The following is a 24,737-nucleotide window of genomic DNA, read 5'->3' on the forward strand; positions in this document are numbered from 1 at the left end:
TGGTACCGGCGGAGCTGCTTATTCCGCCGACCTGTCGCAGGCCTGTCGCACCCTCCTCCCGATCGGCTGGCGTCCCCGCCTCCGGCCGGCGCCGGTCGGACTGCCGCTCAGGCGTCCTCGAACTTGGCGATGACGAGCGTTTCGGCCAGTCCATCCCGGGTCCATTCCTGGAACGCCGGCAGCGCCATCATGGTCCCCATGTAGGCCCTGGTGTCCGGCGCCACCTCGATCGCGTAGGTGCGGAAGCGGTGCACGACGGGGGCATACATGGCGTCCGCCGCACCGAAGCGGCCGAACAGGAACGGTCCCTGTGCGCCATAGCGGGTGCGGCACTCGCGCCAGATCTCCTCGATGCGCGCGATGTTCGCCTTGGCATCCGCCGACAGCGCCACGGCGCGGATCGGCCGATGCAGGTTCATGCCGCATTCGTTGCGCAGCGCCACAAAGCCGGAATGCATTTCGGCGCATACCGACCTGGCATGCGCGCGCGCGGCGACGTCGTCAGGCCAGAGCTTCGCTTCCGGATAGCGCTCGGCGACGTACTCGATGATGGCAAGCGAATCCCACACGGTGACGTCGCCGTCGACCAGCACGGGCACCTTGCCGGCGCGGCTGAAGGACAGGATCTGCGCCTTGTCGGCGGGATCGTCGGTGTAGAGCGGGATCAGCGTCTCCACGAACGGGATGTCGTTGGCGCGGAGCGCGAGCCAGGGCCGCATCGACCATGACGAGTAGTTCTTGTTGCCGATCGCGAGTTTCAGCGCAGCCATGTCACTGGTCCTTCGTTGAGTCCTGCAGTTGCAGCCGCTTTTAGCGCCATCGCCTGCCGCCAATCAATCGTTGCTCGCCCGCTTTGTGGGAGCTGAAATGCGTCGGCCTCGTGCTGATTTGCGTCTACGCCTTCTTCAAATTCGCCTGGGCCTATCGCCTGTTCAACTATGTCGCGATCCTGTTCGGCGGTATGCCGCCGGCCTCACAGCGCGACACCCCCGAGGCCGAAGCCCACGTCATCCGCACCTCGCGCCTGTTCGAATCCGCCGGCCGCCACTTCAACCGCGGCCAGCGTGCCTTCTTCTTCGCGCTCGGCTATCTCGGCTGGTTCGTCAGCCCCTGGGTGCTGTTCGTGACCACGGCAGCGGTCGTGGTCGTGACCTGGCGGCGGCAGTTCGCGTCCAGCGCCTGGGCCGCGATGGCACCGGGGCGGTGGATGGTGGTGAGGGGATGAAGCGAGGGCATTGAGCCACGTGTCCCGGACAAGCTGCAACGCGTGAAGCGTTGCGGCGCAGAGCCGGGACCCAGCGCCACACGGATTGCTCGGAGGCATGGGCCCCTGCTCTGCAGCGCATCGTCGAACCGGACGATGCTTCGCATCGCCGGGGGGACGCTGCGCTGCGTCCGGGGCACGAGATCGGATCACAGACATGCCTTCGCGATCTCGCGGCTGCTTCGCCCGAGCTTTGCTTCGTCTCGCCGCCCTCAGATGCAAGAGGGCGCAGGGAAGGCCGGGTGCCGGCGGCACCCGCGGTCCGCTGCGCTAGAGCACACGCAGGAAGAACCGCACAGCAGCATACAGGTGAAGCCCAACACACGGCCTTCCCTGCGCGATGGTCGGACGGCTTATGCCGCGCTCTCCCGGGAGCCGAGTTCCCTCTGGCCTCCCTCACTCCCGCGAAAGTCGCCGGCACCGCGCCGGTTGACGCGAGGGCCGCATTCGCCAGAGCTTGGCCGTAGCAACGACGGCCAGGACCACACGGTTTTGCCGTACGCGCGGTTCGTTGGCGCCGCAGGGTTCGACGGCGTTGTGCACGTTGCCATCGAAATGCCGGCGCGACGAACCTGACGGCGCCGCTCGTCCGTACGAAGCCTCGGGCTCACGGAGAGCAATCCGCCCTGCCCTCAGCTCTCGTACACGACGCTGCCGCGTCCACCGCAAGCCCGGCTCGCGACAATGACGACCTCATGATCGCCCCTCGAGATTGAGCCGGGATGGGCGATACATACGCCATTTCCGAATTTCGGTAAAGTGGAATATTTTAGAGCGGGCAGGTTGACAGAGAAGCGAAACACCCTGCTCTCGTAGCCCGGATGGAGCGCGAGCGTAATCCGGGACAATTCGAGCTGCCGGGCGAGCAGCCCCGGATTACGCTTTGCTCATCCGGGCTACACGACTACACCACGACGCGCTATCCGCCGAAATCCTTCGGGCTGAACGGCAGATCCAGCACCTTCCATTCCCCGTACAGATTGGCCGGCAACATCTTGTAGGGTTGGCAGTTCTGCAGCGCGCTCGTTGCGGACTTGACGATGGCCACGCCCTTGGCGGACGGCGGCGCCTCGATCAGGATGGGCTCGCGCACCAGCGTGCCGTCGGTGGCGAACACGGTGCGCAGCTTGACATGAACGTTGTCGGTCGGTGCGACGCCGGGCGGCAGCTTGGCGCAGCCGCGCAAGTGACGGCGAAGCTCCGCGATGACCTCGGGCGGAAGCTTCGCAGCGATTGAATCGTTGGCATCCCCGCCGTCGTCCTTGGCGCCTTTCGGCTCGACCGGCAATTCGGGCGGCAAGCCCAGCATGACCCCGTACTTGATGGTGACGTCCGGTTGCGGCGTCTGATAGGCCGGCGGCGGCGCGGCCTGCGGCGGCGGCGGCGCGTTGGCCTCACGCTGCTTCGAGGCCTGCGGCTGCTTCTGCTGCGGCTCGGGCGAGGCCTGCTGTGACGGTGATGGTGCTGCCGCCTGCGGCCTGGCCGCAGGCTTCGATGCCTCCGCCTTGTCGGTGATATCCGGCTTCGGCAGCTTCAGATCGGGGAGCGGCTCTGGCGGCTTCGCCTCTTCCTTCTTCTCCTCGGCCTTGGTTTCCTCCTGCTTCACCTGCTCCGGCGTGACGATGTCGACCGCGACGGTTTCGGGCGGCTGGCTATGAAACGGACGGACCTCGCTGATCACGATGATCAGCGCCACCAGCGTCAGATGGGCGATTGCCGAGGCGGCAATGTCCGTCCGTATGATCTTCCCCAGTTCCATCGACCGATCTTGGGTTGCCGCCGCGGTCCTAGCATACCCCGGGTCCCTCTCAATCCCATTTCGGGGCGAAGCCAAAGTCGGTCAGGCGTCCCTTCGGATTGGCGAGCGCGGCGATCCGGTCCATCTCGTTTTCCGACAGCTCGAAATCGAAGATCTCGATGTTCTCCGACAGGCGCTCGATGCGCGAGGTGCGCGGGATCGCAGCGACATTCTGCTGCACCAGCCAGCGCAGGCAGACCTGCGCCGCCGTCTTGCGGTGGACGCGACCGATCTCGGCCAGTGTCTGGTCGGACTTGATGCGGCCCTTGGCGATCGGGCTGTAGGCGACGAGGGCAAGGCCATGCTGGTCGCAGGCCGCCCGTACCTTCGCCTGATCGAGATAGGGGTGATACTCGACCTGGTTGCAGACCAGCGGCTCCGCCGACAGCGCGACCGCCTGCTCGATCAGTGCCACGGTGAAATTGGAAACGCCGATGTGGCGGGTCAGGCCCATCGTCTTTACATGCGACAGCGCGCCCAGCGTCTCCGCGAGCGGCACATGAGGATTGGGCCAGTGCAGCAACAACAGATCGACCGAGGGAAGCCGCAGGCGAGCGAGGCTCTCCTTCACCGAGCGTTCGAGATCATGGGGTGCGAAATGGTTGGTCCAGACCTTGGTGGTGAGGAATACGTCGTCGCGGCGCACGCCGGAGGCGCGCAAGCCGTCGCCGACCTCGCGCTCATTGTCGTAGACCTGCGCGGTGTCGATATGGCGATAGCCGAGCCGTAACGCCTGCTCGACCACGCGCGCGGCCGGCCTTCCGCTCAGCTCCCAGGTCCCGAGACCGATCGCCGGAATCCTTGCGCCATTGGCCTCGACGAACAGCATGAGGAATCCTCTTCCGTTGCGACAGCCCCAGACGTCATTATGGACCCGGTCGATGATACTGCCAACGGAAGCCGCGGCAGCCAGGCGGGATATTCGATGCAGGCCTAACGGGAGGTTGTGCGTCAGGTCTTGGCGTCAGGTCTTGGCGTCAGGTCTTGGCGTCAGGTCTTGGCGAGCGCCTGGAACACCGTGTCGGGGGCATGCGCGATCACCGTGAGCAGTGCGCGGGCCGGGCCGCGCGGGGCGCGTTTGCCCTGCTCCCAGTTGCGGATGGTCTCGACGGGTACGCCGAGCCTGGCGGCGAACTCCATCTGGGTCAGGCAGGCGCGCCGGCGCAGATCGCGCACCGCGAGCGGGCCGGTGTCAGACGGCGCCGCATTGGCCGTCGGCTGAACCGAAAGCGGCTGGACCGGAAATTCCTGCCCATTCCGCAATTCGACGATCCGTCCGTCCGCCTTCAGCCGCAACCGCATGCCCATTCCCCCAAGCAAAGGCGATGATGCGGCAGGTCGCTTAAAGTCGGATTAAAGACGGTTGTCGTCATTCCGGGGCGCGCGAAGCGCGAGCCCGGAATCCATTGTGCAGCGTCGACGCGGACAAATGGATTCCGGGTTCGCGCCAAGTGGCGCGCCCCGGAATGACGATGGGGTGAGACCTACTTCAACCCAAACCAGAGCGTCGCAATCCCGAGGAAGGAGAAGAAGCCGACGACGTCGGTCACGGTGGTCACGAACGTGCCCGACGCCACCGCCGGGTCGGCCCGCACGCGATCCAGCGCCATCGGGATCAGGATGCCGCCGAGCGCGCCGGCCACGAGGTTGCAGACGATGGCGAGCCCGATGACGATGCCGAGGCCCGGGATCTTGAACCAGGCCACCGCGGCGATGCCGGTGATCACGGCGAAGGCGAGGCCGTTGACGAGGCCCACCAGGGCCTCGCGCATCACCACGCGCCAGGCGTTGGAGGAACCGAGCTCGCGCGTCGCCAGCGCCCGCACCGCCACCGTCATGGTCTGGGTCGCGGCATTGCCGCCCTGGCTCGCCACGATCGGCGCCAGCACCGCGAGCGCGACCATCTTCTCCAGCTGGCCCTCGAACAGGCCGAGCACGGAGGACGCCAGGAACGCGGTGGCGAGGTTCACCAGCAGCCAGTTGAAGCGGCCGCGGGCGATGGTGAGGAACGTGTCCGACAGCTCTTCGTCGCTGGTGACACCGCCGAGCGCCTTGAGGTCCTCGTCCGCCTCCTCCTCGATGACGTCGACGACGTCGTCGACGGTGATGACGCCGACGAGGCGATCCTGGGTGTCGAGCACGGGCGCGGCGACGAGATTGTATTTGCCGAACATGCGCGCCACCTCTTCCTGGTCCTCCAGGACGGAGACGCGGCGGCGGTCCTCGTCGGTGAGTTCGGTCAGCGCCACCGGCCGGCGCGTGCGCAGGAGCACGTCGAGCGGCACCGCGCCCTGCCAGTGCTGTTCCTTGTCGACGACGTAGATCTCGTAGAAGCGGTCGGGCAGATCCGGCGTCTCGCGCATGTAGTCGATCGCCTGGCCGACCGTGAAATCCTGGGGCACGGCGATGAACTCGGTCTGCATGCGGCGGCCGGCGGAGTTCTCCGGGTACAGCAGGCTGCGCTCGAGCGCGACGCGCTCCTTGAGTGGCAGCTTCTCCAGGATCTCTTCCTGCTCCTCGGCACCGAGGGTTTCCAAGAGCTCGACCGCATCGTCGGATTCGAGCTCGCGGACGCCCTCGGCGACCGTCTCCGGCGGCAGCTCCTCGAGGATCTCCTCGCGGACGGTCTCATCGACCTCGTTCAGCGCCGAGAAATCGAAATCGCGGCCGGTAAGCTCGACCAGGCGGACGCGGTCGTCGGGCTCGAGGGCGCCGATCAGATCGCCGAGATCGGCCTCGTGCAGCTCCGCGACGCAGGCACGCAGCGCCGCGCTGTCCCCGGCCTCGATCGCACGGGCGACCTCCTCGACGAATTCGTGCCTGATATCGCCGTCTTCATTGCGCATCGGCACGTGGTCGAGTACCGAATCCGCAGCCGATGGGGCAACGTCCAGATGTTCATCCATGGCGCGCCTCGCCGTTTGACAGGTTGGAACCGGTGGTGTGAGCTGAGGCTTCAGGCAATACCCACAAGGCAAAGCCGAGCGCAATGGCAAAGATGCTGCGACTAAGGTGGACCTCGACCATGGCGGGCGCGCTTGTCGCAACCGTCATCGGCAATGCCGCGACCGTCATCGGCGCCGCCGAGACGGAGGCCGCCGAGTGCCCGCGCAAGGACGCGCTCGGCACCTCGCGCGTCCTCAGCGTCGATCCCAAGACCTATCCGCGCGTGGGCCTGAAGAGCTTTCCGCAGACGCTGCCGCTGGCCGATCGCGAGGTCGTGCTGACCTTCGACGACGGGCCGAACCCGCCGACGACGTCGAAAGTGCTGGCGGCGCTGGCACAGGAATGCGTGCGCGCGACCTTTTTCCTGATCGGCCAGCACGCCTCCGAGCACCCGGACATGGTCAAGCGCATCGCCCGCGAGGGCCACACCGTCGGGCATCACTCCTACTCGCATCCGTTCATGGGGCGTATTCCGTTCGAGAAGGCCATGGCCGACATCGATCGGGGCATTGCCGCAGACGAAATGGCGCTACACGGAGTCTCGACGACGACACCCTCGACGCCGTTCTTCCGCTTTCCCTATTTCGAGTCGACCCAAGCGCAGCTCGACCTGCTCCAGTCGCGCGGCATCATTGTGTTCGGGGCCGATTTATGGGCCAGCGACTGGGAGGAGTTGACGCCGGAGCAGCAATTGAAGCTCGTCACCGAGCGTCTCGCCGCGAGCGGAAAGGGCATCATCCTCTTCCACGACAACAAGGCGCGCACGGCCGCAATGATGCCGGCGTTTCTACGGTATCTGAGGGAGAACGACTATCGGGTGGTCCACATCGTCCCGGCGGGCACATCACAGAAGAGCGCCGATACGCGCTGATGCCGGAATGTCACGCCCGGGCAAAATGGGGTGATTTGGGGCCAATTAACACTCTGTTCATGCTACCCCGTGAAGATGAGAGCGGCTGCGGCTGAACCGTTTTGAGCCATCTCCGACCTATCTAGGGCGCCAAATTGCATGGGGGCAGACGAGGTTCATGATCGGAAGTAGCGTTGTTTTGCGGACGCGATCGTGGATCGTCCTCTGTCTGGGAATGCTCACCGCCGGTTCGCCGGCCGCGCTCGCAGCCGAGTGTCCCGGCCACCCCGACGCCCTCGGCACCTCCCGCACCCTCGTTGTCGATCCGCGCGAACATCCGCTGATCGGCACCATGCAGTACCGCGAGACGCTGCCGCTGAAGGACCATGAGGTCGTCCTGACCTTCGACGACGGTCCGATCCCGAAATATTCCAACCAGGTGCTCAAGATCCTGGCCGACGAATGCATCAAGGCGACCTTCTTCATCGTCGGCAACCAGGCCAAGGCCAATCCGGAAGGCGTGCGCAAGCTGGTCGCGGCGGGCCATACCGTCGGCACGCACAGCATGGACCATCCGCTGACCTTCGACCGGATGCCGATCGAGAAGGCCGAGGCGGAGATCAATGGCGGCATCGAATGGACCGCGGCCGCGATGACCGATCCGTCGCAGCTCGCCCCGTTCTTCCGCATTCCCGGGCTGATGCGCGCCGAGGGCATCGAGAACCATCTGATTGCGCGCGGCCTCCAGGTCTGGAGCGCCGACTTCCCGGCCGACGATTGGCGGCACGTCTCGTCCGACCGCGTCTACCAGCTCGCGATCCAGCGGCTGGAGGCCAAGGGCAAGGGCATCCTGCTGCTGCACGACATTCAGGCCCGCACGGTGGCGGCGCTGCCCAAGATCATCCGCGACCTCAAGGCGCGCGGCTATCGCATCGTGCATGTGGTGCCCGCCACGGCCGAGCGGCCGGCGACGCCGACCACGCCGGTCGAATGGCTGATGCATCCGCCATCCGAGACGACGCCGATCGCGCGCTGGCCGCGCGTGCCGCATTTCGTGTTCACGCAGACCAGGACGCTGCCGGCGCCTGCGCTCGCGAACCTCAATGTGCAGGGCGAGCATCAGTCGCTGCTGCCGCGCCGGAGCAAGGGCCAGATCGACCTCGCATCCACCCTGCCCGTCCCGGGTCGCGATCTGTTCGCGATTCCGGAAGGCTCGGTCGAGGTGCTGATGTCGACGACCTCATCGCGGCGCGCCGCGACCCGGCTCGCCATGGCGGCCGAGAGGCCGCATCCGGCCAAGGACAAGGCAGCACAGGGCAGAGGCGCGAAGGGCAAGACAGCCAAGCTGCATGGGCGGCGTACCGCCCAGGCGGCGCCGGCTGCAGCGGATCACGCCGCGCAGCCCGTCGACATCGTACCCAAGAGTACCGCAGCGAAGAGCGCCGCGGCCAATGGCGCGGCCTCCAAGGGCGTGCCGCCCCGTCCGACCCGCGTCGCCAGCCTGAAAAAACGCGCCTAAAGCGCGATGAGATTAGGATGAATCATCATCGCGCTTTAGGTTGTTGTTTATGCATGATCTTTTCGGAAAACCGCTTCGCACTTTTCCGGATCATGCTTTAGCTGCTATTGCCGCATGATGGCGGCGACGCAGAGCAGCACGATCAGCGCCAGGAAGAACAGGTCCATGTAGGACTTGAGCTCGCCGTCGCGCCGCAGCCGCGCGACGTCGGTGATCACCTGCTTGCGCGCGGTGGTGCTGCCCGAACCGTCGTTGATCGGAGCCTGAAGGCGCTTGGTCTCGGCCTCCAGCTTCTCGATCTTCTGGAAGAAGTAGAACGCCCGCAGCGTCGAGGCCGCGCGCATGGCGGCATAGACCAGCACCAGGATCGCCAGGATCGCCCGGTTCGGATACTTTTCCATGAAGTTCAAGCTGAAATAGACCACCGCCATGAAGGCGAAATTGGTGAGGAAGCGGTAGACGAAACTGAGAAAAACCATGCTGGCTCGAAACCTTGAGGGGGTCGCAACCCTATGGTGCTGCGAAGTGCGGGATCGGGACCCAGACCGGAACGGCGAGCCTGGATACGGCCCGTCTACGCCAAGTTTGTTTCAACAAAGATACTGCCGCCCCCGCAACTAGCCGCCTTTTAGCCTGAGGCGGCCATAAGGCAAGCCGGAGCATGGCCCATGGCCTCGCGCGCGCGAACGGCCCGCAACGGCTCAATGGCGATTTGGCCGAAGGCGCGGTAAACTGTGACCGCCACCAGATGTGGGGTTCTTCCGATGTCGAAGAAGGGAATCACGGGCCACGACGACTGGGTTCTGACCGAGGCACTCGCGACCGCCCTGGTCGCGCTGGAGCAGCTCGAACCGAAGCACCAGCCGAACGCGCATATGGAGGACATCCGCAAGCTGCTCGCGAACGGCAAGGAGCCGGCTGCGGTGAGCCTGCATCTTGCGCAGGCCAAATGCCGTCTGTTTCCCGAGCTCGACCCGCTGCAGATCTACCGGGAATACGGCATCGGCGAGGAGTATGGCTGAGGCCGCCGGTCGACGATCGAGCTCAAGGCCCGCCGGCGATGGATCCTGCGATCACCATGACAAGCGCCCCGAGGTCGATCTTGCCGTTGACCGTCAGCTCCTCCGAGGCCGCTGCGTCTCCCGCGCCCTGCACCTTCAACGATTGCGGCCGGTCAGCAGCCTGACGCTGCAATTCGCTGACGATCGCTTCCTTGAGTTTCTCTTCCAGCATGGGCACCTCCTCAAGCCGCCATCGCGCGGCAGGATTGGGCGCAGGAGCGGCACGTCGCGACGCATTCGTCCATGCCGCCGATCCGGGCGCAATCCTCGGCACATTCGGTGCAGATTTCGGCGCACTCACCGCAGGTGTGCTTATGATGCGGCGTGTTGATCAGCATGAAGTGCGCGGCGGTCCGGCAGATCTCGGCGCAGGCCATCATCAGGCGGAAATGTTTCGGCTCAACATGCTTGCCGCCGGTCTCGAGGCAATGGTTCATCGCCGTGCCGAGACATGTCTGGTAGCAGCTCATGCAAAGCGCGATGCAGCGGGTCATGTCTTCGGATTGAGCCATCGGTTGTCTCCAGTTGCGCGCCCCGCTCCGCTCGACCAAAGCGGGGCAACGCGCTTCGTTCCCGGTTCCAGTCGATTGTGAGGCTCACCGCCGCCCCATCACGCAAATCGCGGCGGCAGGCTGTTGTGGATCGTGCAGGCCGCGATGGCCGCGTGGCCGAACGCGACCGAGATCTGGTGCAGGTCGGTGACGACGTCGCCGATTCCGTAGAGCCCGGCGATCGACGTGCGCTGGTGATCGTCGACCTTCAAATGACCGTCCGCAGTGTGGTCGGCGCCCAGCGCCATCGCGAGCTGGGAGCGGACCTCCGCGCCCATCGCAGGATAGACGATGTCGAATTGCGCGGTACGTCCGTCGGCGAAATCCGCTTCAACGCCGCCGCCTCGCCGCGCCAGGCGCAGCTCGGGCGCGAACACGATTCCGACGCCCGCCTCGGACAGCTCCGACGTTGCGGCCTTCGCGTCGTCCGCGCCGGTCGCAAGCAGCGTCACGTCGCGCGCATAGCCACGCAGGAAGAGCGCCTTTGCGGCGGCACGATCCAGCGGCCCGACGACGCCAATGCGGCGGCCGGTGGCCTCGAAGGCGTCGCAGATCGGGCAGTAGCGCAGGAGTCCGTCCGCGACCGCCGCGCGCCACTCCGCGAACGGCGGATGGGTATCGACGATCCCGCAGGCGAGAATGACTGTGGCGGCCGAATGCCCGCGGCCATTCCAGCTCGCTTCAAAACCGTGTTCGTGACGCTGCAACGCCGTGACCTCGGCCTCCACGCGTGTGACGGCGAGCTCGTTCAGCTGGGCCGACATCCGCTCGATCAGTTCCGCGCCGGACAGGCCGTGGACGAAGCCGGGGACATTGTGGCTGCGCGGGATCAGAGCCGCCCGGCTCGCGCCGGCGTCCACGACGCAGACGCGGCGGCGGAAGCGCGCCAGATAGATCGCGGCCATCAGTCCCGCCGGCCCGCCTCCGACGATCAGGCATTCAAGGGGTGGCGCGCCGGTCATTTGGGGTTCGGATCCGCAAGACCGGCGCCGGGCTCATCGAGGCGCCCGCTTCGCGCGAGCCGGACGGCGTTGCCGAGCGCGCGCGCCGCATTCTGCACTTCCTGCTGGAATTCGCGGTCCTCGTCGAGCTCGCGATGGGATGTGGCGTATGGCTCGTCGTAGCCGACATAACCGTCGAGCTCGGCGTAGCGCCCTGCCGAGATCAGCTGCATGTCGGTCAGCCAGTCGGACAAGGCCCGGCGCACGCCCTCGGCGCCGACCGCATCGCCGTGAACGACGAGGCCGAAATGGCGGCCGGCGAGATGACGCGGATAGGGCCAGCCCTTCAGCTCGATCGCCTTGGCTTCCGCGGCGTTCTTGCCGTGGGTCGAGGTCGGATCGGGATTGCCGCCGTCGGCGCAGACCATGCGGTCCATCATCGCCTTGAGACCGGCGGGCACGTGATACCAGTTCACGGGCGCCACGATCAGAATGCCGTGGGCGGCAACCCAGAGCGGATAGATCTCGTTCATCCAGTCGTGGGTCTGGCCCAGCGAGTAGTTCGGATAGCAGCTGCACGGCCAGTGGCACAGCGGCATGGCGGTGCCGACGCAGGACTTGCAGGGATGAATGGTTTTGCCGAATTCCGAAGCGAGGCGCGACAGATCGAGGATGTCGACGGCAAATCCCATCTCGATGAAGACGGGCTCGGCCAGCTTGACCAGCCGCCAGGTCTTGGACATCTCGCCGGGACAGGTGTGCTCGCTGCGGGCCGAGCCGTTGATGATCAGGATGCGCGGCGTCTCGTCGGCATCGTCGTGGCGACGCTGCGCCTCCAGGATTTTTGAGCGCGCATCGAGCCAGTCGACGGCAAGATCGTAGTTCGGGTCGGAAAAGCCTGCGCCGGCCTTCCGCGTCAACGGTGCCTTGCGCGAATGGCTGTAGGCGTCCCAGGCCGCAGCGATGATGGCATCGAGCTCGCGCCCGAGCGGAGCAAAGGCGGGATCGACGAACTGACGCTTGTAGCGCCGCTCGAACTCCTCGCGCGACAGCTTGACGGGCGGCATCCCCTTGCGAATGTCGGCGTCCGTCATGCTGGCTCCTGGCGAAGTCGAATCCCTCCGACCCAACCCGGCGCCCAGCGCGCAGTTCCCAAGCCCTACTGGCGAACAAGCTCCTGCGGCGCATCGAATTTGGCGATCCGTTGATCGAGCCGCCACAGCTCGATGCGATGCACCAGGACGAGCGAGGCGGCTTCGCGCTTGGCCTGCTCGTCGTCGTCGCAGACGAGGTTGATGCATCCGAACACGTGCCCGTCCGGATCGATCTGGAACGCGCGGTAGTGCTTGATACTTGCCACTATGGGTGTCCTCGCCTTGAAGCGACGGGTGCGCTGAGCCAATCCGTGAGGTTCGAGGTCACTTCGTTCTGCTTGGCGCGACGCAGCAGCATCTCGCGTTCCCTGCCGGGCGGCAAGTTGCGGGCGCGCTCGCGTGCGCTTTCGGCGAAAGCGGCTAGCCGCTCCTGAAGCGTTTGGGTCTGTTTCCTGCGGTTACGTTTGGCGGTCATTTGTACTTTTGAACTTTCGTGGACAATTCGGTTGAAAGGAAATCGGCCCCGGCGGGGGATCGGGCGCCGGGGCCCAGGCTCTCTTGTCACTCAAGTCGCTTGCCGGTCGAGGCGGCTCGGCCCGGCAACGATTGTAGCTTCCGTCGCAACAGCCGGTTCCGGCATTTCAATAAGTTAACGCTGCGCGATTTTGCGCAAATCACAACCGCAGGACCGATCGATCCGGACTGCGCCGGAACCGAAATGCTGATTCGTATGTTCAAGGACGACCTGAAGGAGGATCATCATGGCAAAAGCAGCATTGAAACGCCCGGGGTCGCCGATCGGCCGCAAAGGACCGCGCAAGGCAAATCCCGCCTACAAGCGCCGCGCGCGCGAGCCGTGGACAGCGGCGGATGTGAACAAGCTGAAGCAGCTTGCGAAAGGCAACACGCCGACCGGCGTGATGAGCATCAAGCTGCAGCGCCCCGTCACGGCCATTCGCAGCAAGGCGCAACGCGAAGGAATTTCGCTGCGGCCGGTCAACCGCTCCCCGTACAATCGGCGAAGCAAGGCCGCGAAGCGGCGCTGACGACGCGCATCGCGCCGGGCTAGCTTGGCGGCTGCAGGCCCGGCGACCGCAGCCACTCGCTCATCTGAGACCCAGTTTCCGCCTGACGCGCCTTGCGCAGGACTTCGTCGCGCGCCGCGCCGGGCGGAAGCAAGCTGGCCTGTTCGCGTAGCCGCTCCGCCTCGGCGGCGAGCCGCGCTTCCAGAGTTTCGACTTGCTTGAACCGATGTCGCGTCCTCATGAGGCGTCCTCCTGGTGCATGAGGTCGAGCGCGCCGTTGCGTTCCGACGGGTGTTGATGCCAGGCTACACAGCCTGGCCAACGATCTAACGTTCCAGAAAGGGAACGGTTGCCTGTTTCGGCGAAAAGACCGGAGTTAGGATTCTTCGTTGTCCCGGCGCGCCCTGATCTCGGAGCGAAGCATGGCGCTGTCCATAATGGCCAAACGTAAATCGTTCACGGTGTCGCCGTAGCGGCCCGCAACTTGTCTATGCTGCTCCCGGAGGGCTCGGCTCTCTTCGATAGCGCGCGTAGCGCGGGCAAACAGCGTGTCTGGCATCAGGCATCATGCAACAGAGCTCGCGAGCGCGCACTTGCATAGGTTACTCAAATGGGGCCAACGGCTCAAAAGCGTCGCCGCTTAACCTGGATCAAGTCGCCACAACCCGCCAGACCGCCCTCAACCACGTACCGGTAGCCCGGAACAGGAATCGGCCGACAGGTCCTCGATTTCCTTAGCTGAAACGCCACAGCGGGTGTACGGTGATCTCATCACTGGCTGTGGCTCTGCCCGTAGGCGCCGGTGGCTGAGAGACCGATGGTGCTCCCGCCTGCATGACCCGGGGGAGCGCCTGATGGCGAAGCCGACTCGTTATCCATTGCAGTCCGATGGGAAGCACGTGGAGCAGGTTCGCAAGGCGATCCGTGAATCGCTGGAGGTATTGACGCTTCCTCGACCGGATACGTTTCTGGGCCGGAAAACTCACGAGCCCTTTCCAAGTGAAGACGATGATGATGTGCAGGACGGACAGCGCCCCAAACAGGCGTGATTGCGAGCAGGACGACATCCTGTTCCGGCCCATCTCAGCGAAACGACTCGTCTGGCCGGAACGGAACGGCGTCAACGGACCGCTTCAGTCGCCCGGTAGATCCCGAGATAGCTAGGCGAATACAGCGCCGCGTTCTTGAGCGCATCGAGGTCCGGGATGGTCAGGGTCCGCTCGCGCAGCACGATCAGCTTCGCCGCGCGCAGCTCCTGGAGCGTCCGATTGAGGTGAACGACGGAAAGCCCCGTCGCATCGGCGAGATCCGTTTGCGTGACGGGCATGAGGCAGGAATTGCCGTCGACCAGTCCCACCGGGCGAAGCCGCTCGAAGATTTCGCAGAACAGGTGCGCCACGCGCTCCAGCGCGACGCGGCGGCCGAGATTGATCGCCCATTCGCGCTGGATCGCGCTGTTGAGCAGAGTCTCGCACCAGAACGCTTCCGAGAGCGTAGGGTTGTTGGCGAGGAGGTTCTCGAAGCGGGCGCGCTTGATCTCGGCATAGACCACGGGCGTCAGCGCCACGATGGAATGATCCATCTCCGACAGCAGGTAAGCATGCGCATCGCAGCTTTCGCCCGGGAAGATGAAATTGACGATCTGGCGCCGGCCGTCATCGAGCGTCTTGTAACGGCCGAGCCAGCCCGACAACAGGACGCGGACGGCATCGACGGAATCACCCTCGCTGATCAGATCCTCGCCGGATCCGGCGCGCTGGAGGCCCTCGAGCATGGCGTATTCCAGCGATGCGCGAGCCTCGGCCGACAACGGCCGTAGCGCGCTCAGCCGACGAATGGCCGGCTCCAAAACGCTGCGATCGGCTGTCGACAGCGGCATCAGGCAGCCACCACCGGTGTGTGGAAGGCGCGCTTTGTCAAAGGGATGGTGATGGTGCATTGCAGCCCGGCAGAATTGAATGCCATCGTGGTCTGCCCCTTCAACTCGAACGCCAGCGTGCGCTCCAGAAGCTCGGTCCCGAATCCCTTGCGCGGCCTAGCCATCACCGGCGGCCCGCCCCGCTCCCGCCAGTCGAACACCAGCTCCGCCGGCTCGGTGCTCTCATCGACGCGCCAGGTCACATCGACACGTCCACTCGGCTGACTTAAGGCACCGTATTTGAGCGCATTGGTCGCGAGCTCGTGGATCGCGAGCGCGAAGGTCTCGGCGGCCTTGGGCTGGAAGCGGACCTTCGGGCCGGAGACCCGCATCTGCTCGCCTTCCCTGGCATTATAGGCGAGCAGTTCCTCGACCACGAGATATTCGAGATCGACGCCGCCCTCGGGATCGCGCGTCACCAGCGCCTGGGTGCGGGCGAAGGCATTCAAACGGCCGTCGAGATGGGAGGCGTATTCCTCCACGGTTGAGCTCGTTTCCGCCGAGCGGCGCGCAATCGAGCGCACCACGCCGAGCGTGTTGCGAACCCGGTGCTGGAGCTCGGCCAGCAGCAGGCGCTGCCGCTCCTCGGCGCGGGTGATTGCGGTGACGTCGATGAAGGTAATGACGACACCCGCGATGAAATTGTCGACGCTGCGATACGGCAGGATGCGCACGATGTAGCGCGTGCCGCTATCCGGCGCGCTCAGCTCGCGCTCGATGCTGGCGAGCGTGCGCAGCACCCGGCGAATGTCGTCGTAAAGCTCCTCGATCGGGATGCGGGCCTTGATATGGCTGATCGGCCGGCCGGTGTCGGTCTCGACCAGATGCAGGAGCTGGGTGATCGCGGGCGTGAAGTTCATCACGCGCAGATCGTTGTCGAGGAAGACCGTAGCGATCTGCGTGCTCTCGAGGAAGTTCTTGAGGTCGCTGGTGGCGCGCGTCAGCTCCTGGACGCGGTGTGCCAGCTCGCCGTTCACGGTGGTCAGCTCCTCGTTGACCGACTGCAATTCCTCGCGCGAGGTCTCGAGCTCCTCGTTGGCGGACTGCAACTCCTCGTTCAGCGATTGATATTCCTCGTTTGAGGATTTCAGCTCCTCGTTGGTGCTTTCGAGCTCCTCGATGGTCGCCTGGAGGCGCTCGCGCGTGGCCCGCAGATCGTTTTCGAGGCGCTCGACGTGCTCGGTGCGCACCAGCGCGTTGGGATTGCTCTGGTCGGATTCGATGGTTCGCAGCGGGCCGTCCTTGAACAGAACGACGAAATTGCGGTGGCCGCCGATGCCGTCATGGATCGGCTCGACGGTGATGTCGACGAGGACGCGGTGACCGTTCACGCCTAGCTGCACCTGCTCTGCATGAACCGGCTCGTTGATGTCGGCGGCGCGGCTGAGGGTTGTGCGCAATTCCAGCCGGAGATCGCGGTGCGCGAGCTGCAGCAGGTCGAGCGTGGCGGCGCCCGCCGTCGGCTCGATGTAGCGGCCGGTGCGCCCGGAGAAATGCAGGACCTGAAAATTCTCGTCGGTGATGACATAGGCCGGCGCATAGCGCTCCGCGATGCGCTGCGCGCGTCGCTCGAGGCCGACGTCGGGCCCGAAGGAGCGCATCGCCGGCACCTCGACCGGCACCCTGCCGGCCGCGGTCGTGATCGGAAATTCCGGCGGCAGCCGCGTTCCCGTCTCGAGCTTCTTGAAGATCCGGGCGCGGCGGTCGACCGGCGCGAACAGCTTCGGATGCCGGGTCACGTTCTCGGAATTGCCGAGGAACAAATAGCGCTCCGGCAACAGCGCGAAATGAAACAGCGGAATCACCCGGTTCTGCAGCTCGGCGTTGAGATAGATCAGCAGATTGCGGCAGGAGACGAGATCGAGCTTGGAGAACGGCGCATCCTTGATGACGTTGTGCTGCGAGAAGATGCACATCTCGCGCAGCTCCTTCACCACGCAATAGGTATCGCCCTCGCGCACGAACCAGCGCGCCAGCCGCTCGCTGGTCATGTCCGCCTCGATATTGGTGCGATAGCGGCCGACGCGGGCGGTCGTGAGCGCCCGCCCGTCGATGTCGGTGGCGAAGATCTGCACCTGCGGCACGGAATCCATCCGCGCCATATACTCACGCAGGAGAATGCCGATCGAATAGGCCTCTTCGCCGGTGGCGCAGCCGAGCACCCAGACGCGGACCTGCTGGCCGACGCCCTTGCCCTCGAAGATCTTCGGGATGATCTGCGTCTCCAGCACCTCGAACTCGCGCTTGTCGCGGAAGAATTCGGTAACGCCGATCAGGAGGTCGTTGAAGAGATACTGGGCCTCGTCCTTGTCGTTGCGAAGGAAATCCACATAGGCGGCAATGTCGTCGATCCGCACCACCTGCATTCGCCGCTGCACCCGGCGCAGGAAGGTGTTCTGCTTGTAGCCGTGAAAATCGTTGCCGGTCTTGTTGCGCAGGATGTCGGCGATGCGCGACAGCGAGGTGGCGGCCGCAGCCAGGACTTCGTCGAAGCCCTGCTTCTCCTCCAGACGCCTGAGATGACGGGCATAGACCTGGATGTGCTCGGGGATATCCTCGGGCGGAAGCACATAATCGGCAATCGCAGCGGGCGTGTTGCCGTCGAGATGCCCGGCCTCCTCCGCGTTTCCGATCTTCTCGGCGATGGCGAGGCCGCCGTGATCCTTCAGCGTCGCCGTGCCCAGCGTACCGTCGCCCCCGGTGCCCGCAAGGATGACACCGATAGACTGCTCGGCGCGCTCCTCGGCCAGCGAGACCAGGAAGCTGTCGATCGTGGCGCGTTCGCCGGGCGCCTGCTCGGCCTTGCGGATTGCGAAGCGGTCCCCCTGGATGGTGGTGATCATGGCCGGTGGACACAGATAGATCGTGCCGCCTTCGACCGGGCGGCCGTCGGCAATCTCGACCACCTTGCTGCCGTTGGAATTCTGCACGATCTCGCGCAGCCGCGGCTCGTCGAATGCTTCGTGGTGCTGAAGCGCCAACACGATGGCCTGATCGGTCGCGACCGCCATCTTGGCGAAGAAGCGCTCGATGCTGTCCAGCGCGCCCGGCGAGGCGCCGACCCCTATGATCAGCGGGGTCCTGCTCTGGCGCTGTGCATCGACCGGCTGGTCGCTGACTTCGGTCATGGTTCTGGTGGCTCACTGGCTGGCGGGAACCCGATGGGCGCCCCGTCCTGCACATAGCAGAATTCAATATTATCCCAACACATCAAAGGCAAAAATGTCCCGGGCATCTCTTTGACCCAGCTAGCCCGATTGAGGGGACAAGCGCGAGTGGGCCGCCTGCTGCTGCGCTGCGTCGCACAGCGCAGCTTGAGAGATGGGCGTCGCGCGCCCTACGCTTCCGGATTGACCTCGTGCTGGAGAAAGGCGACGCGCTGCTCGATCAGGGTGCGGTGGCGCTCCCATTCGACCAGCGTCTGCTTGAGCAGGTCGACCAGCCGCTCCGCCTGACACGTGTCATGACCGCCCGCCATGAGTTCGCGCACCCGGTCCTCCTGATTGCGGACCCGCAGCCAGCCTTCCTCGATATCCCGCTCCGCCTTCACTAGGAGGCGTCGCTCGGCATCGAGCTGCGCGACGCGTTGGGCAAGGGGGATGGCCATGGCGGCGCCTTACGCCTCCCGTTTGCCTACGGAAGGATCCAGCGACTTTAGCACGACGCGTCGGATCATGTCGGCATATTCGCGGTATTCGAACGCCCGAGCCTCGTACATCTCGGCGACGGCAGCCCGGCCGCTGCGCCGGCCGTCGGCGGCCATGCGCTGCACCAGCTCCGCCCGCTCCTCGATGATCCGCAGCGCCACCCGCAAGGCTTCATCGACGCGCCCCTCCTGCTCCTTGGCGAGCGCATCGGCAGTGAAGCCGTGACCGACCTGGCAGCGGAAACGCATCGGGCGGGCATTCTTGACCTCCGAGAGCACCCCGCCGCAGGATGGACAGGTCAGGGCGACAGGGTCAGCCATGGCGGCGAGATTGTCGCTTCCGATCCGCTCACCGGCCGCGATCTCGACCTCGAGCCTGATCTCGGGCGGAATCGGCAGCGCGGCGCCGGCCTGCTCCCTGACGAGCTCGGAGAGCACGTCGCCCATGGTGGCGCCGGGAACGCAGAGATCGACCGTGGTCGCCTCCATGGCGCGCCGTGGCATCTCGTCCGAGATCGCGTCCGCGGGGTCTTGCACCACGGCCATCCCGCCGCAGCGTTTGATGGCGTTGAGGCCGGAAGCGCCGTCCGACAACAGGCCGCTCAGGAGCACGCCGATGACGCGCGGCCCGTGATAGAGCGCGGCGGAGCGGAACAACGCATCGATCGCCGGCCGCACCATGTTCTCGCGCGGGCCGCGGCCGAGGAAGATGCGGTCCTCCGTGACGAGAAGATGATGGTCCGGCGCACCCAGGTAGATCTGGCCGGGCTCGATCTTCATGCCGTTCTCGGCCTGCCGCACCGGAAGTGGACCGGCACTGCCGACCACGGTGGAGAGGATGCCGATGCCCTGCGCCGGAATGTGCAGCACGACGAAGACGGCGGCCGGCAAATCCGCGGGCAGACGGCCCAGAATCTGCTTCAATGGAGCGGTCGCCCCGGCCGAGCCCCCGATGACAATGATGTCGCGGTTGCCCATGGAACCCGCCTCCAATTGCATCGTTTGCAGTTTGCACCAAGGCGGATCGCCGGCTTATGTTCCTATGCGTTTGGAGGCCGAGACAGCATGGCGACATCGTCGCATCAGCGCGCAGAGCTCAAGGGGCGCCGCATCTTCGTGGTCGAGGACGAGTATTTTCTCGCCGATGACATCGGCAAGACATTCCGCGCGCTGGGCGCCGAGATCGCCGGTCCCGTCGGCGATCTCGAAGACGCGCTCAAGATCCTGCACGACGGCACCGTCCTGGACGCCGCCGTGCTCGACGTGAACATCCGCAGCGAGATGGTTTTTCCGATCGCCCGCGAGCTGAGAGCGCGGAACGTGCCCTTCCTTTTCACCACCGGATACGACAAGATCACGCTCAGTCCGGAATTTCAGGACGTGCCGCTGCTGGAAAAGCCGATCGATCTTGCGGCGATGGCACGGAAGCTCACCGGACTCATCGCCGAGCAGCCGGTCTAGTCAAAGCGGTTGAAAGCTCGCAGCCGGGCGACGATCAAAATAGATGCGCGAACGCAAGCCACGCGGTCACCGCCAGGCACAGGATAACTGCGGCGTAAGGTAGCGCGATGCGCAAGACGGCAAGCTCCCCACCTTCAGCTCATCATCATCCAGACGATCGCAACCATCATCACGAGAAAACCCGTAACGGCAGTCGCGATAAAGGCCTGTTCGATGCGATCCATCGCCAGAGCAGCCCCCTCTTGGTTCAGCCCGTACAATTTGACGGTTTGAGGGCCGCGGCGCATTAGGCTATGTGAATCGGGGGTCTGCTTTCTCTTCGCAGAGGGTTCGCGCGCTTCGCAACATTGCGCGCGCGTCGCTCTAAGACCTTGCGGTACCGGGCTCCGCCATCTTGCGGTGCTGCTTGGCCAGCATCTCGTTCGGCGTGACGTTCGCGACCGTGGTCTGGATCTTGTTCTTCAGCCCGGTGACGATATCGGCCTCACCGCGCAGCATCGCATCGAAGCCGGCCTTGGCAACATCGTAGGCGCCGTCCTTCTTGTCGGTGCCGACCTTGGTGTCCATCATGTCGGCGCGGCGGAAGAACTCGGTCTCGGTCGCCCCCGGCATCAGGCAGGTCACGGTGACGCCGCTGTCGCGCAGCTCCTCGCGCAGCGCAAATGAGAATGAATCGAGGAACGCCTTGCTGGCGTTGTAGGCGGCCTGGAAACTGCCCGGCATGAAGCCGGCGATCGAGCCGGTGATGAGGATGCGGCCGGCATTGCGGCGAAGCATCTCATTGCCGACGCGGTGGATCAGATACAGCGTGCTGGTGATGTTGGTGTCGATGAGGTGTTTCACCCTGGCAAAGTCCTGGTCGAGGAACGCCTTGCCGAGGCCGATTCCGGCATTGGCCAGCAGCGCATCGATCGGCCGGTCGCCGACCGCCGCGCACAGCTTGTCGACGCCCTCGGTGGTCGCAAGATCGGTCTCGACCGGCTCCACGCTGCCGCCGAGCCGCCGGAGATCGACGGCCACCTGCTCGATCTGGGACTCGTCGGCCGCGACGACGAGGTTGAACCCCGCCTGCGCGCAGCACCTGGCGAGTTCCAGACCGATACCGGTTGAGGCGCCTGTGACGACGGCGAGTTGATTGGCGGGCATGCGCACATCCTTGGAATTGAGGTGATCACGCTCAATCGCCGCCCTGCTCCCTCGTTCCTATTTGCGCAGTGCGAAGAATTTGCGCGCGGCGATAGCAACCATCGTTCGTGCCTGGACTTAGATGGCACGTGGCTCAACCGGGAGGACGGACGATGAAGGCGCTGGTCTGGCACGGCAAGGAGGACATCCGGTGCGACACCGTCACCGACCCGGAGATCCAGGATCCGCGTGATGCCATCATCAAGGTGACGAGCTGCGCCATCTGCGGCTCCGACCTGCACCTCTTTCACAATTTCATCCCGGGCATGCTGCCCGGCGACATCATGGGCCACGAGACCATGGGCGAAGTGGTCGAGGTCGGCTCGGGCGTCGACGGCAAGCTGAAGAAGGGCGACCGCATCGTCGTGCCGTTCACGATCATTTGCGGCGAATGCGACCAGTGCAAGCGCGGCAATTTCTCGGTGTGCGAGACCACGAACCGCAAGCGTCATCTGGCCGACAAGGTGTTCGGACACACGACGGCGGGCCTGTTCGGCTACACGCATCTGACCGGCGGCTATCCCGGCGGCCAGGCCGAATATCTCCGCGTGCCCTTTGCCGACGCCACCCACATCAAGGTTCCGGCCGGCATCCCGGACGAGCAATTGCTGTTCCTCAGCGACATCTTCCCGACCGGCTGGCAGGCCGCCGCGCAATGCGACATCGAGCCGACCGATACGGTCGCGATCTGGGGCTGTGGCCCGGTCGGGCAGATGGCGATCCGCAGCGCCATCCTGCTCGGCGCCAACCAGGTGATCGCGATCGACTGCCTGCCCGAGCGGCTCAGCATGGCCGAGGCCGGCGGCGCCACCACGATCAACTTCGAGACCGAGAGCGTGGTGGAGCGGCTCCAGGAGCTGACCGACGGCAAGGGCCCGGAAAAATGCATCGATTGCGTCGGCATGGAATCTCATGTGATGCCATCGCTGCCCGACACCCTGCTCGACCGCGCCAAGCAGATGGTGATGGCCGAGAGCGACCGGCCCCACGTGCTGCGCGAGATGATCTATGTCTGCCGTCCCGGCGGCATCATCTCGGTCGCAGGCGTGTACAGCGGCCTGTCCGACATGCTTCCGATGGGCGCCTTCATGAACAAGGGCCTGACGATGCGGACCGGCCAGACCCACGTCAACCGCTGGACCGACGACCTGCTCCGCCGCATCGAAGAGGGCGAGATCGACCCGTCCTTCGTCATCACCCACACCGTCCCGCTCGCCCAGGGGCCGGAGATGTACCAGGTGTTTCGCGACAAGCGCGATTCCTGCGTCAAGGTCGTACTGAAGCCCTGAAGGAGCCAGCCATGTTTCACTTCTCCAACATCGTTCGCACCAAGGGCGACCCCAAGATCGTCGAGGGCGGACCGAGCCTGAAGCAGCCGGCGGACCAGCTCGCGCGCGCACTCGGCTGGTTCAGCATCGGCCTCGGCGTCGTCGAATTGTTCGCGCCGAGGCGCGTCACGCACACGCTGGGCATGGAAGGCCATGAGACCCTCGTCCGCGCCTTCGGCGTGCGCGAAATCATGGCCGGGATCATGACGCTGTCGGTCGAGAAAAACGCCGGCCTGTGGGCTCGCGTCGGCGGCGACGGCCTCGATGCCGCCGCGCTGCTGTCCGGGCTGACGGCGGACAATCCCAAGAAGGGCAATGTCGCGCTCGCATTGCTGATGGTCGGCGGCATCGCCGTGCTCGACTACCGCGCCGCGCAGGACACCAGGCCACGCCGCCCGCCGCGCGATGCACGGCGCAAGCTCTATCCGAACCGCAGCGGATTTCCCAAGGGCATCGAGAGCGTCCGCACTGCCGCGAGACAGATCGCAACGCACGCTGGGCAAAACGAGGTGAAGCAAGGTGATGAGCGACGAGTCCCGTGACGAAGCTGCGTGGTGGGAATCCGCCGTCGTCTACGAGATCGCGCTGATCTCCTTTCAGGACTCGAACGGCGACGGCAAGGGCGACCTTGCCGGATTGATGTCGCGCATCGACTATTTGAAATGGCTCGGCGTCGATGCGGTGTGGCTGACGCCGATCTACAAAAGCCCCTTCCGCGACCTCGGCTACGACATCTCCGACTATTGTTCGATCGATCCCTCCTTCGGCAGCCTCGAGGAATTCGATCGCCTGCTCGAGGCGCTGCACGGTGCGGGCATTCGGCTCGTCCTCGACCTCGTTCCCAATCACACCGCGAACGATCACGCTTGGTTCGTCGAGAGCGCAAGCTCGCGCAACAGCGCGAAAGCCGACTGGTACATCTGGGCCGATCCGGCCGAGAACGGCGGGCCGCCCAACAACTGGCTGAGCCGGTTCGGCGGCAGCGGCTGGGAATGGTGCGAGGCGCGCCGACAATATTACTATCATTCCTTCCTGGTGGAGCAGCCCGACCTGAACTGGCGCAACCCGCAAGTGCGCGCCGCGATCGCCGATTCCATGCGGTTCTGGCTCGACCGCGGCGTCGACGGCTTTCGCGTCGACGCCAGTGCGGTCCTGATCAAGGACCGGCTGTTGCGCGACAATCCGGCGAATCCGCAAGCCGAGGGCAAGCCGCCGCCGCAGCGGCACACGACGGTGTTCACCGACGATCGGCCCGAGACGATGGATTGCATCGAGTTCATCCGCGAGGTGATCGACGCCTATCCCGGACGGATGTTGTGCGGCGAGGTCCAGGGCAAGACCGACCGCATCGGCCACTTCTACGGCAACGACCGGCCGCGCCTGCATCTGCCGCTCAATTTCGCCCTGCTCGATTCCAAATGGGACGCCCTCTCGCTGCAGGCCACGGTCGACGCCTATCTCAACGCCATCCCTGACGGTGCCTGGCCGGTCTGGGTCATCGGCGGCCACGACAAGCAGCGGATCGCGAGCAAGATCGGCGAGGCGCAGATGCGCGTGCTGGCGATGCTGCTGATGACGCTGCGGGGAACGCCGTTCTTCTTCATGGGCGACGAGATCGGCCGCAAGCGCGTGCCGATTCCGCAGGGCCGCGTCCGCGATCCCTTCGAGAAGCTCGTGCCCGGCTATGGCCTGTGCCGCGATCCCGAACGCGCACCGATGCGGTGGGATGACAGCCCCGATGGCGGCTTCACGACGGGCCGCCCATGGCTACCGCTCGAGCCGCCCGATGGTGCAGCCAATGTCGCCGCACAGCAGCGCGACGAGCGCTCGATCCTCGCTCTGTTTCGCGCGCTGATGGCGCTGCGGCGCGAGCATGCCGGCCTGCAACGGGGCGGCTACGAGCCGCTGCGCTCGCAGAACGATGTCCTGGCCTTTAAACGGACGGCAGGCCGTAACGAAATTCTGGTCGCGCTCAATCTCGCGGCCGAACCGCGGAAATTCCATTGGCAAGGTCGCGGCCGTCTCTTGATGTCGACGCATCTGGATCGGCCGCCCGAGCCGGTGCCGGATGCGTCCATCCTGCTCCGGGGCAACGAAGGCGTGATCATCGCGCTCGAACCTCGGTGACGTCAGGAGGAACCATCCGCGTC

General features: G+C 65.3%; 27 protein-coding genes and 1 pseudogene. 10 read left to right on the top strand and 18 right to left on the bottom strand.

Annotation, left to right across the window (positions count from 1 at the left end; translation table 11 throughout):
- Positions 1 to 107 precede the first annotated feature (107 nt).
- The gene (locus I6F09_RS04160; RefSeq protein ID WP_225125061.1) at positions 108 to 770 is read right to left on the bottom strand and encodes a glutathione S-transferase family protein; all 663 of its coding nucleotides are present in this window, start codon (positions 768 to 770) and stop codon (positions 108 to 110) included.
- 74 nt (positions 771 to 844) lie between these two features.
- Here I6F09_RS04160 and I6F09_RS04165 point away from each other — a divergent pair.
- Positions 845 to 1,239, top strand: a pseudogene (locus I6F09_RS04165) (DUF599 domain-containing protein); the annotation flags it as partial.
- Positions 1,240 to 2,183: 944 nt separating this feature from the next.
- On the opposite strand, the gene I6F09_RS04170 reads toward I6F09_RS04165, so the two are convergent.
- From I6F09_RS04170 to mgtE, 4 genes are all read right to left on the bottom strand, one after another.
- On the bottom strand, positions 2,184 to 3,023 hold the full coding sequence (locus I6F09_RS04170; protein ID WP_225187513.1) for a hypothetical protein: 840 nt from the start codon (positions 3,021 to 3,023) through the stop codon (positions 2,184 to 2,186).
- Positions 3,024 to 3,072: 49 nt separating this feature from the next.
- Positions 3,073 to 3,891 carry an aldo/keto reductase gene (locus tag I6F09_RS04175; protein ID WP_225187514.1) on the bottom strand — a complete coding sequence of 273 codons (819 nt, stop codon included), beginning with the start codon at positions 3,889 to 3,891 and terminating at the stop codon, positions 3,073 to 3,075.
- Positions 3,892 to 4,052: 161 nt separating this feature from the next.
- On the bottom strand, positions 4,053 to 4,370 hold the full coding sequence (locus I6F09_RS04180) for a helix-turn-helix domain-containing protein (RefSeq protein ID WP_036013755.1): 318 nt from the start codon (positions 4,368 to 4,370) through the stop codon (positions 4,053 to 4,055).
- Positions 4,371 to 4,546: 176 nt separating this feature from the next.
- A complete protein-coding gene (mgtE, locus tag I6F09_RS04185) occupies positions 4,547 to 5,968 on the bottom strand; it encodes a magnesium transporter (protein WP_036025625.1) in 1,422 nt (473 codons plus the stop codon).
- Positions 5,969 to 6,051: 83 nt separating this feature from the next.
- Here mgtE and I6F09_RS04190 point away from each other — a divergent pair, with 83 nt between their 5' ends.
- Both I6F09_RS04190 and I6F09_RS04195 read left to right on the top strand, forming a co-directional pair.
- The gene (locus I6F09_RS04190; RefSeq protein WP_225125055.1) at positions 6,052 to 6,879 is read left to right on the top strand and encodes a polysaccharide deacetylase family protein; all 828 of its coding nucleotides are present in this window, start codon (positions 6,052 to 6,054) and stop codon (positions 6,877 to 6,879) included.
- A 157-nt stretch (positions 6,880 to 7,036) separates the two neighbouring features.
- Positions 7,037 to 8,377: a polysaccharide deacetylase family protein gene (locus I6F09_RS04195; RefSeq protein WP_225187515.1), complete on the top strand. Its 1,341-nt coding sequence runs from the start codon at positions 7,037 to 7,039 to the stop codon at positions 8,375 to 8,377.
- 104 nt (positions 8,378 to 8,481) lie between these two features.
- On the opposite strand, the gene I6F09_RS04200 is transcribed toward I6F09_RS04195, so the two are convergent.
- Complete coding sequence (locus tag I6F09_RS04200; RefSeq protein WP_036013747.1) at positions 8,482 to 8,856, bottom strand: hypothetical protein; 375 nt, start codon at positions 8,854 to 8,856, stop codon at positions 8,482 to 8,484.
- Between the two features lie 285 nt (positions 8,857 to 9,141).
- Here I6F09_RS04200 and I6F09_RS04205 point away from each other — a divergent pair, with 285 nt between their 5' ends.
- Entirely contained in the window at positions 9,142 to 9,399 is a 258-nt protein-coding gene (locus I6F09_RS04205) for a hypothetical protein (protein WP_036013744.1), read from the top strand.
- Positions 9,400 to 9,421: 22 nt separating this feature from the next.
- Here I6F09_RS04205 and I6F09_RS04210 read toward each other — a convergent pair whose 3' ends face one another.
- From I6F09_RS04210 to I6F09_RS04235, 6 genes are all read right to left on the bottom strand, one after another.
- A complete protein-coding gene (locus I6F09_RS04210) occupies positions 9,422 to 9,610 on the bottom strand; it encodes a hypothetical protein (protein WP_225187516.1) in 189 nt (62 codons plus the stop codon).
- A gap of 10 nt (positions 9,611 to 9,620) precedes the next feature.
- Positions 9,621 to 9,950 (bottom strand): four-helix bundle copper-binding protein, encoded by a 330-nt coding sequence (locus I6F09_RS04215; RefSeq protein WP_036013740.1) that lies wholly within the window; start codon positions 9,948 to 9,950, stop codon positions 9,621 to 9,623.
- 98 nt (positions 9,951 to 10,048) lie between these two features.
- Positions 10,049 to 10,951, bottom strand: coding sequence for an NAD(P)/FAD-dependent oxidoreductase (locus tag I6F09_RS04220; RefSeq protein ID WP_225170992.1), 903 nt, complete (start codon positions 10,949 to 10,951; stop codon positions 10,049 to 10,051).
- Entirely contained in the window at positions 10,948 to 12,024 is a 1,077-nt protein-coding gene (locus I6F09_RS04225; RefSeq protein WP_225156995.1) for a flavodoxin family protein, read from the bottom strand. Before I6F09_RS04225 ends, I6F09_RS04220 begins: the two co-directional genes overlap by 4 nt.
- Positions 12,025 to 12,089: 65 nt before the next feature.
- Entirely contained in the window at positions 12,090 to 12,290 is a 201-nt protein-coding gene (locus tag I6F09_RS04230) for a hypothetical protein (protein ID WP_036013732.1), read from the bottom strand.
- Positions 12,290 to 12,499 (bottom strand): hypothetical protein, encoded by a 210-nt coding sequence (locus I6F09_RS04235; protein ID WP_036013729.1) that lies wholly within the window; start codon positions 12,497 to 12,499, stop codon positions 12,290 to 12,292. Before I6F09_RS04235 ends, I6F09_RS04230 begins: the two co-directional genes overlap by 1 nt.
- Before the next feature lie 286 nt (positions 12,500 to 12,785).
- Between I6F09_RS04235 and I6F09_RS04240 the strand changes: the two genes are divergently transcribed.
- Positions 12,786 to 13,070 (top strand): hypothetical protein, encoded by a 285-nt coding sequence (locus I6F09_RS04240; protein WP_225130075.1) that lies wholly within the window; start codon positions 12,786 to 12,788, stop codon positions 13,068 to 13,070.
- A gap of 19 nt (positions 13,071 to 13,089) precedes the next feature.
- On the opposite strand, the gene I6F09_RS04245 is transcribed toward I6F09_RS04240, so the two are convergent.
- Positions 13,090 to 13,290, bottom strand: coding sequence for a hypothetical protein (locus I6F09_RS04245; protein ID WP_225148388.1), 201 nt, complete (start codon positions 13,288 to 13,290; stop codon positions 13,090 to 13,092).
- A gap of 613 nt (positions 13,291 to 13,903) precedes the next feature.
- On the opposite strand from I6F09_RS04245, the gene I6F09_RS04250 reads away from it, so the two are divergent.
- A complete protein-coding gene (locus tag I6F09_RS04250) occupies positions 13,904 to 14,098 on the top strand; it encodes a hypothetical protein (RefSeq protein ID WP_225187517.1) in 195 nt (64 codons plus the stop codon).
- Between the two features lie 71 nt (positions 14,099 to 14,169).
- Here I6F09_RS04250 and I6F09_RS04255 read toward each other — a convergent pair whose 3' ends face one another.
- From I6F09_RS04255 to I6F09_RS04270, 4 genes are all read right to left on the bottom strand, one after another.
- A complete protein-coding gene (locus I6F09_RS04255) occupies positions 14,170 to 14,928 on the bottom strand; it encodes a Crp/Fnr family transcriptional regulator (RefSeq protein WP_225125047.1) in 759 nt (252 codons plus the stop codon).
- The gene (locus I6F09_RS04260) at positions 14,928 to 18,095 is read right to left on the bottom strand and encodes a CheR family methyltransferase (RefSeq protein WP_225187518.1); all 3,168 of its coding nucleotides are present in this window, start codon (positions 18,093 to 18,095) and stop codon (positions 14,928 to 14,930) included. The genes I6F09_RS04255 and I6F09_RS04260 overlap by 1 nt, the downstream gene beginning before the upstream one ends.
- Before the next feature lie 209 nt (positions 18,096 to 18,304).
- Positions 18,305 to 18,574, bottom strand: coding sequence for a hypothetical protein (locus I6F09_RS04265; RefSeq protein WP_225125042.1), 270 nt, complete (start codon positions 18,572 to 18,574; stop codon positions 18,305 to 18,307).
- 9 nt (positions 18,575 to 18,583) lie between these two features.
- Positions 18,584 to 19,591 (bottom strand): chemotaxis protein CheB, encoded by a 1,008-nt coding sequence (locus I6F09_RS04270; RefSeq protein WP_225125040.1) that lies wholly within the window; start codon positions 19,589 to 19,591, stop codon positions 18,584 to 18,586.
- An 87-nt stretch (positions 19,592 to 19,678) separates the two neighbouring features.
- On the opposite strand from I6F09_RS04270, the gene I6F09_RS04275 reads away from it, so the two are divergent.
- Positions 19,679 to 20,074 carry a response regulator gene (locus tag I6F09_RS04275; RefSeq protein WP_225125038.1) on the top strand — a complete coding sequence of 132 codons (396 nt, stop codon included), beginning with the start codon at positions 19,679 to 19,681 and terminating at the stop codon, positions 20,072 to 20,074.
- Between the two features lie 363 nt (positions 20,075 to 20,437).
- On the opposite strand, the gene I6F09_RS04280 is transcribed toward I6F09_RS04275, so the two are convergent.
- A complete protein-coding gene (locus I6F09_RS04280) occupies positions 20,438 to 21,220 on the bottom strand; it encodes an SDR family NAD(P)-dependent oxidoreductase (protein ID WP_225187519.1) in 783 nt (260 codons plus the stop codon).
- A gap of 152 nt (positions 21,221 to 21,372) precedes the next feature.
- Between I6F09_RS04280 and I6F09_RS04285 the strand changes: the two genes are divergently transcribed.
- From I6F09_RS04285 to I6F09_RS04295, 3 genes are read left to right on the top strand one after another with little or no spacing between them, the layout of a single operon-like run.
- Complete coding sequence (locus I6F09_RS04285) at positions 21,373 to 22,548, top strand: zinc-dependent alcohol dehydrogenase (protein WP_225187520.1); 1,176 nt, start codon at positions 21,373 to 21,375, stop codon at positions 22,546 to 22,548.
- 11 nt (positions 22,549 to 22,559) lie between these two features.
- The gene (locus tag I6F09_RS04290; protein ID WP_225130091.1) at positions 22,560 to 23,129 is read left to right on the top strand and encodes a hypothetical protein; all 570 of its coding nucleotides are present in this window, start codon (positions 22,560 to 22,562) and stop codon (positions 23,127 to 23,129) included.
- Positions 23,110 to 24,714, top strand: a complete 1,605-nt coding sequence (locus I6F09_RS04295; RefSeq protein ID WP_225187521.1) for an alpha-amylase family glycosyl hydrolase — start codon at positions 23,110 to 23,112, stop codon at positions 24,712 to 24,714. The genes I6F09_RS04290 and I6F09_RS04295 overlap by 20 nt, the downstream gene beginning before the upstream one ends.
- Positions 24,715 to 24,737 lie beyond the last annotated feature (23 nt).

It is taken from the genome of Bradyrhizobium sp. IC3195 (assembly GCF_020193585.1).
Lineage (GTDB): Bacteria > Pseudomonadota > Alphaproteobacteria > Rhizobiales > Xanthobacteraceae > Bradyrhizobium > Bradyrhizobium yuanmingense.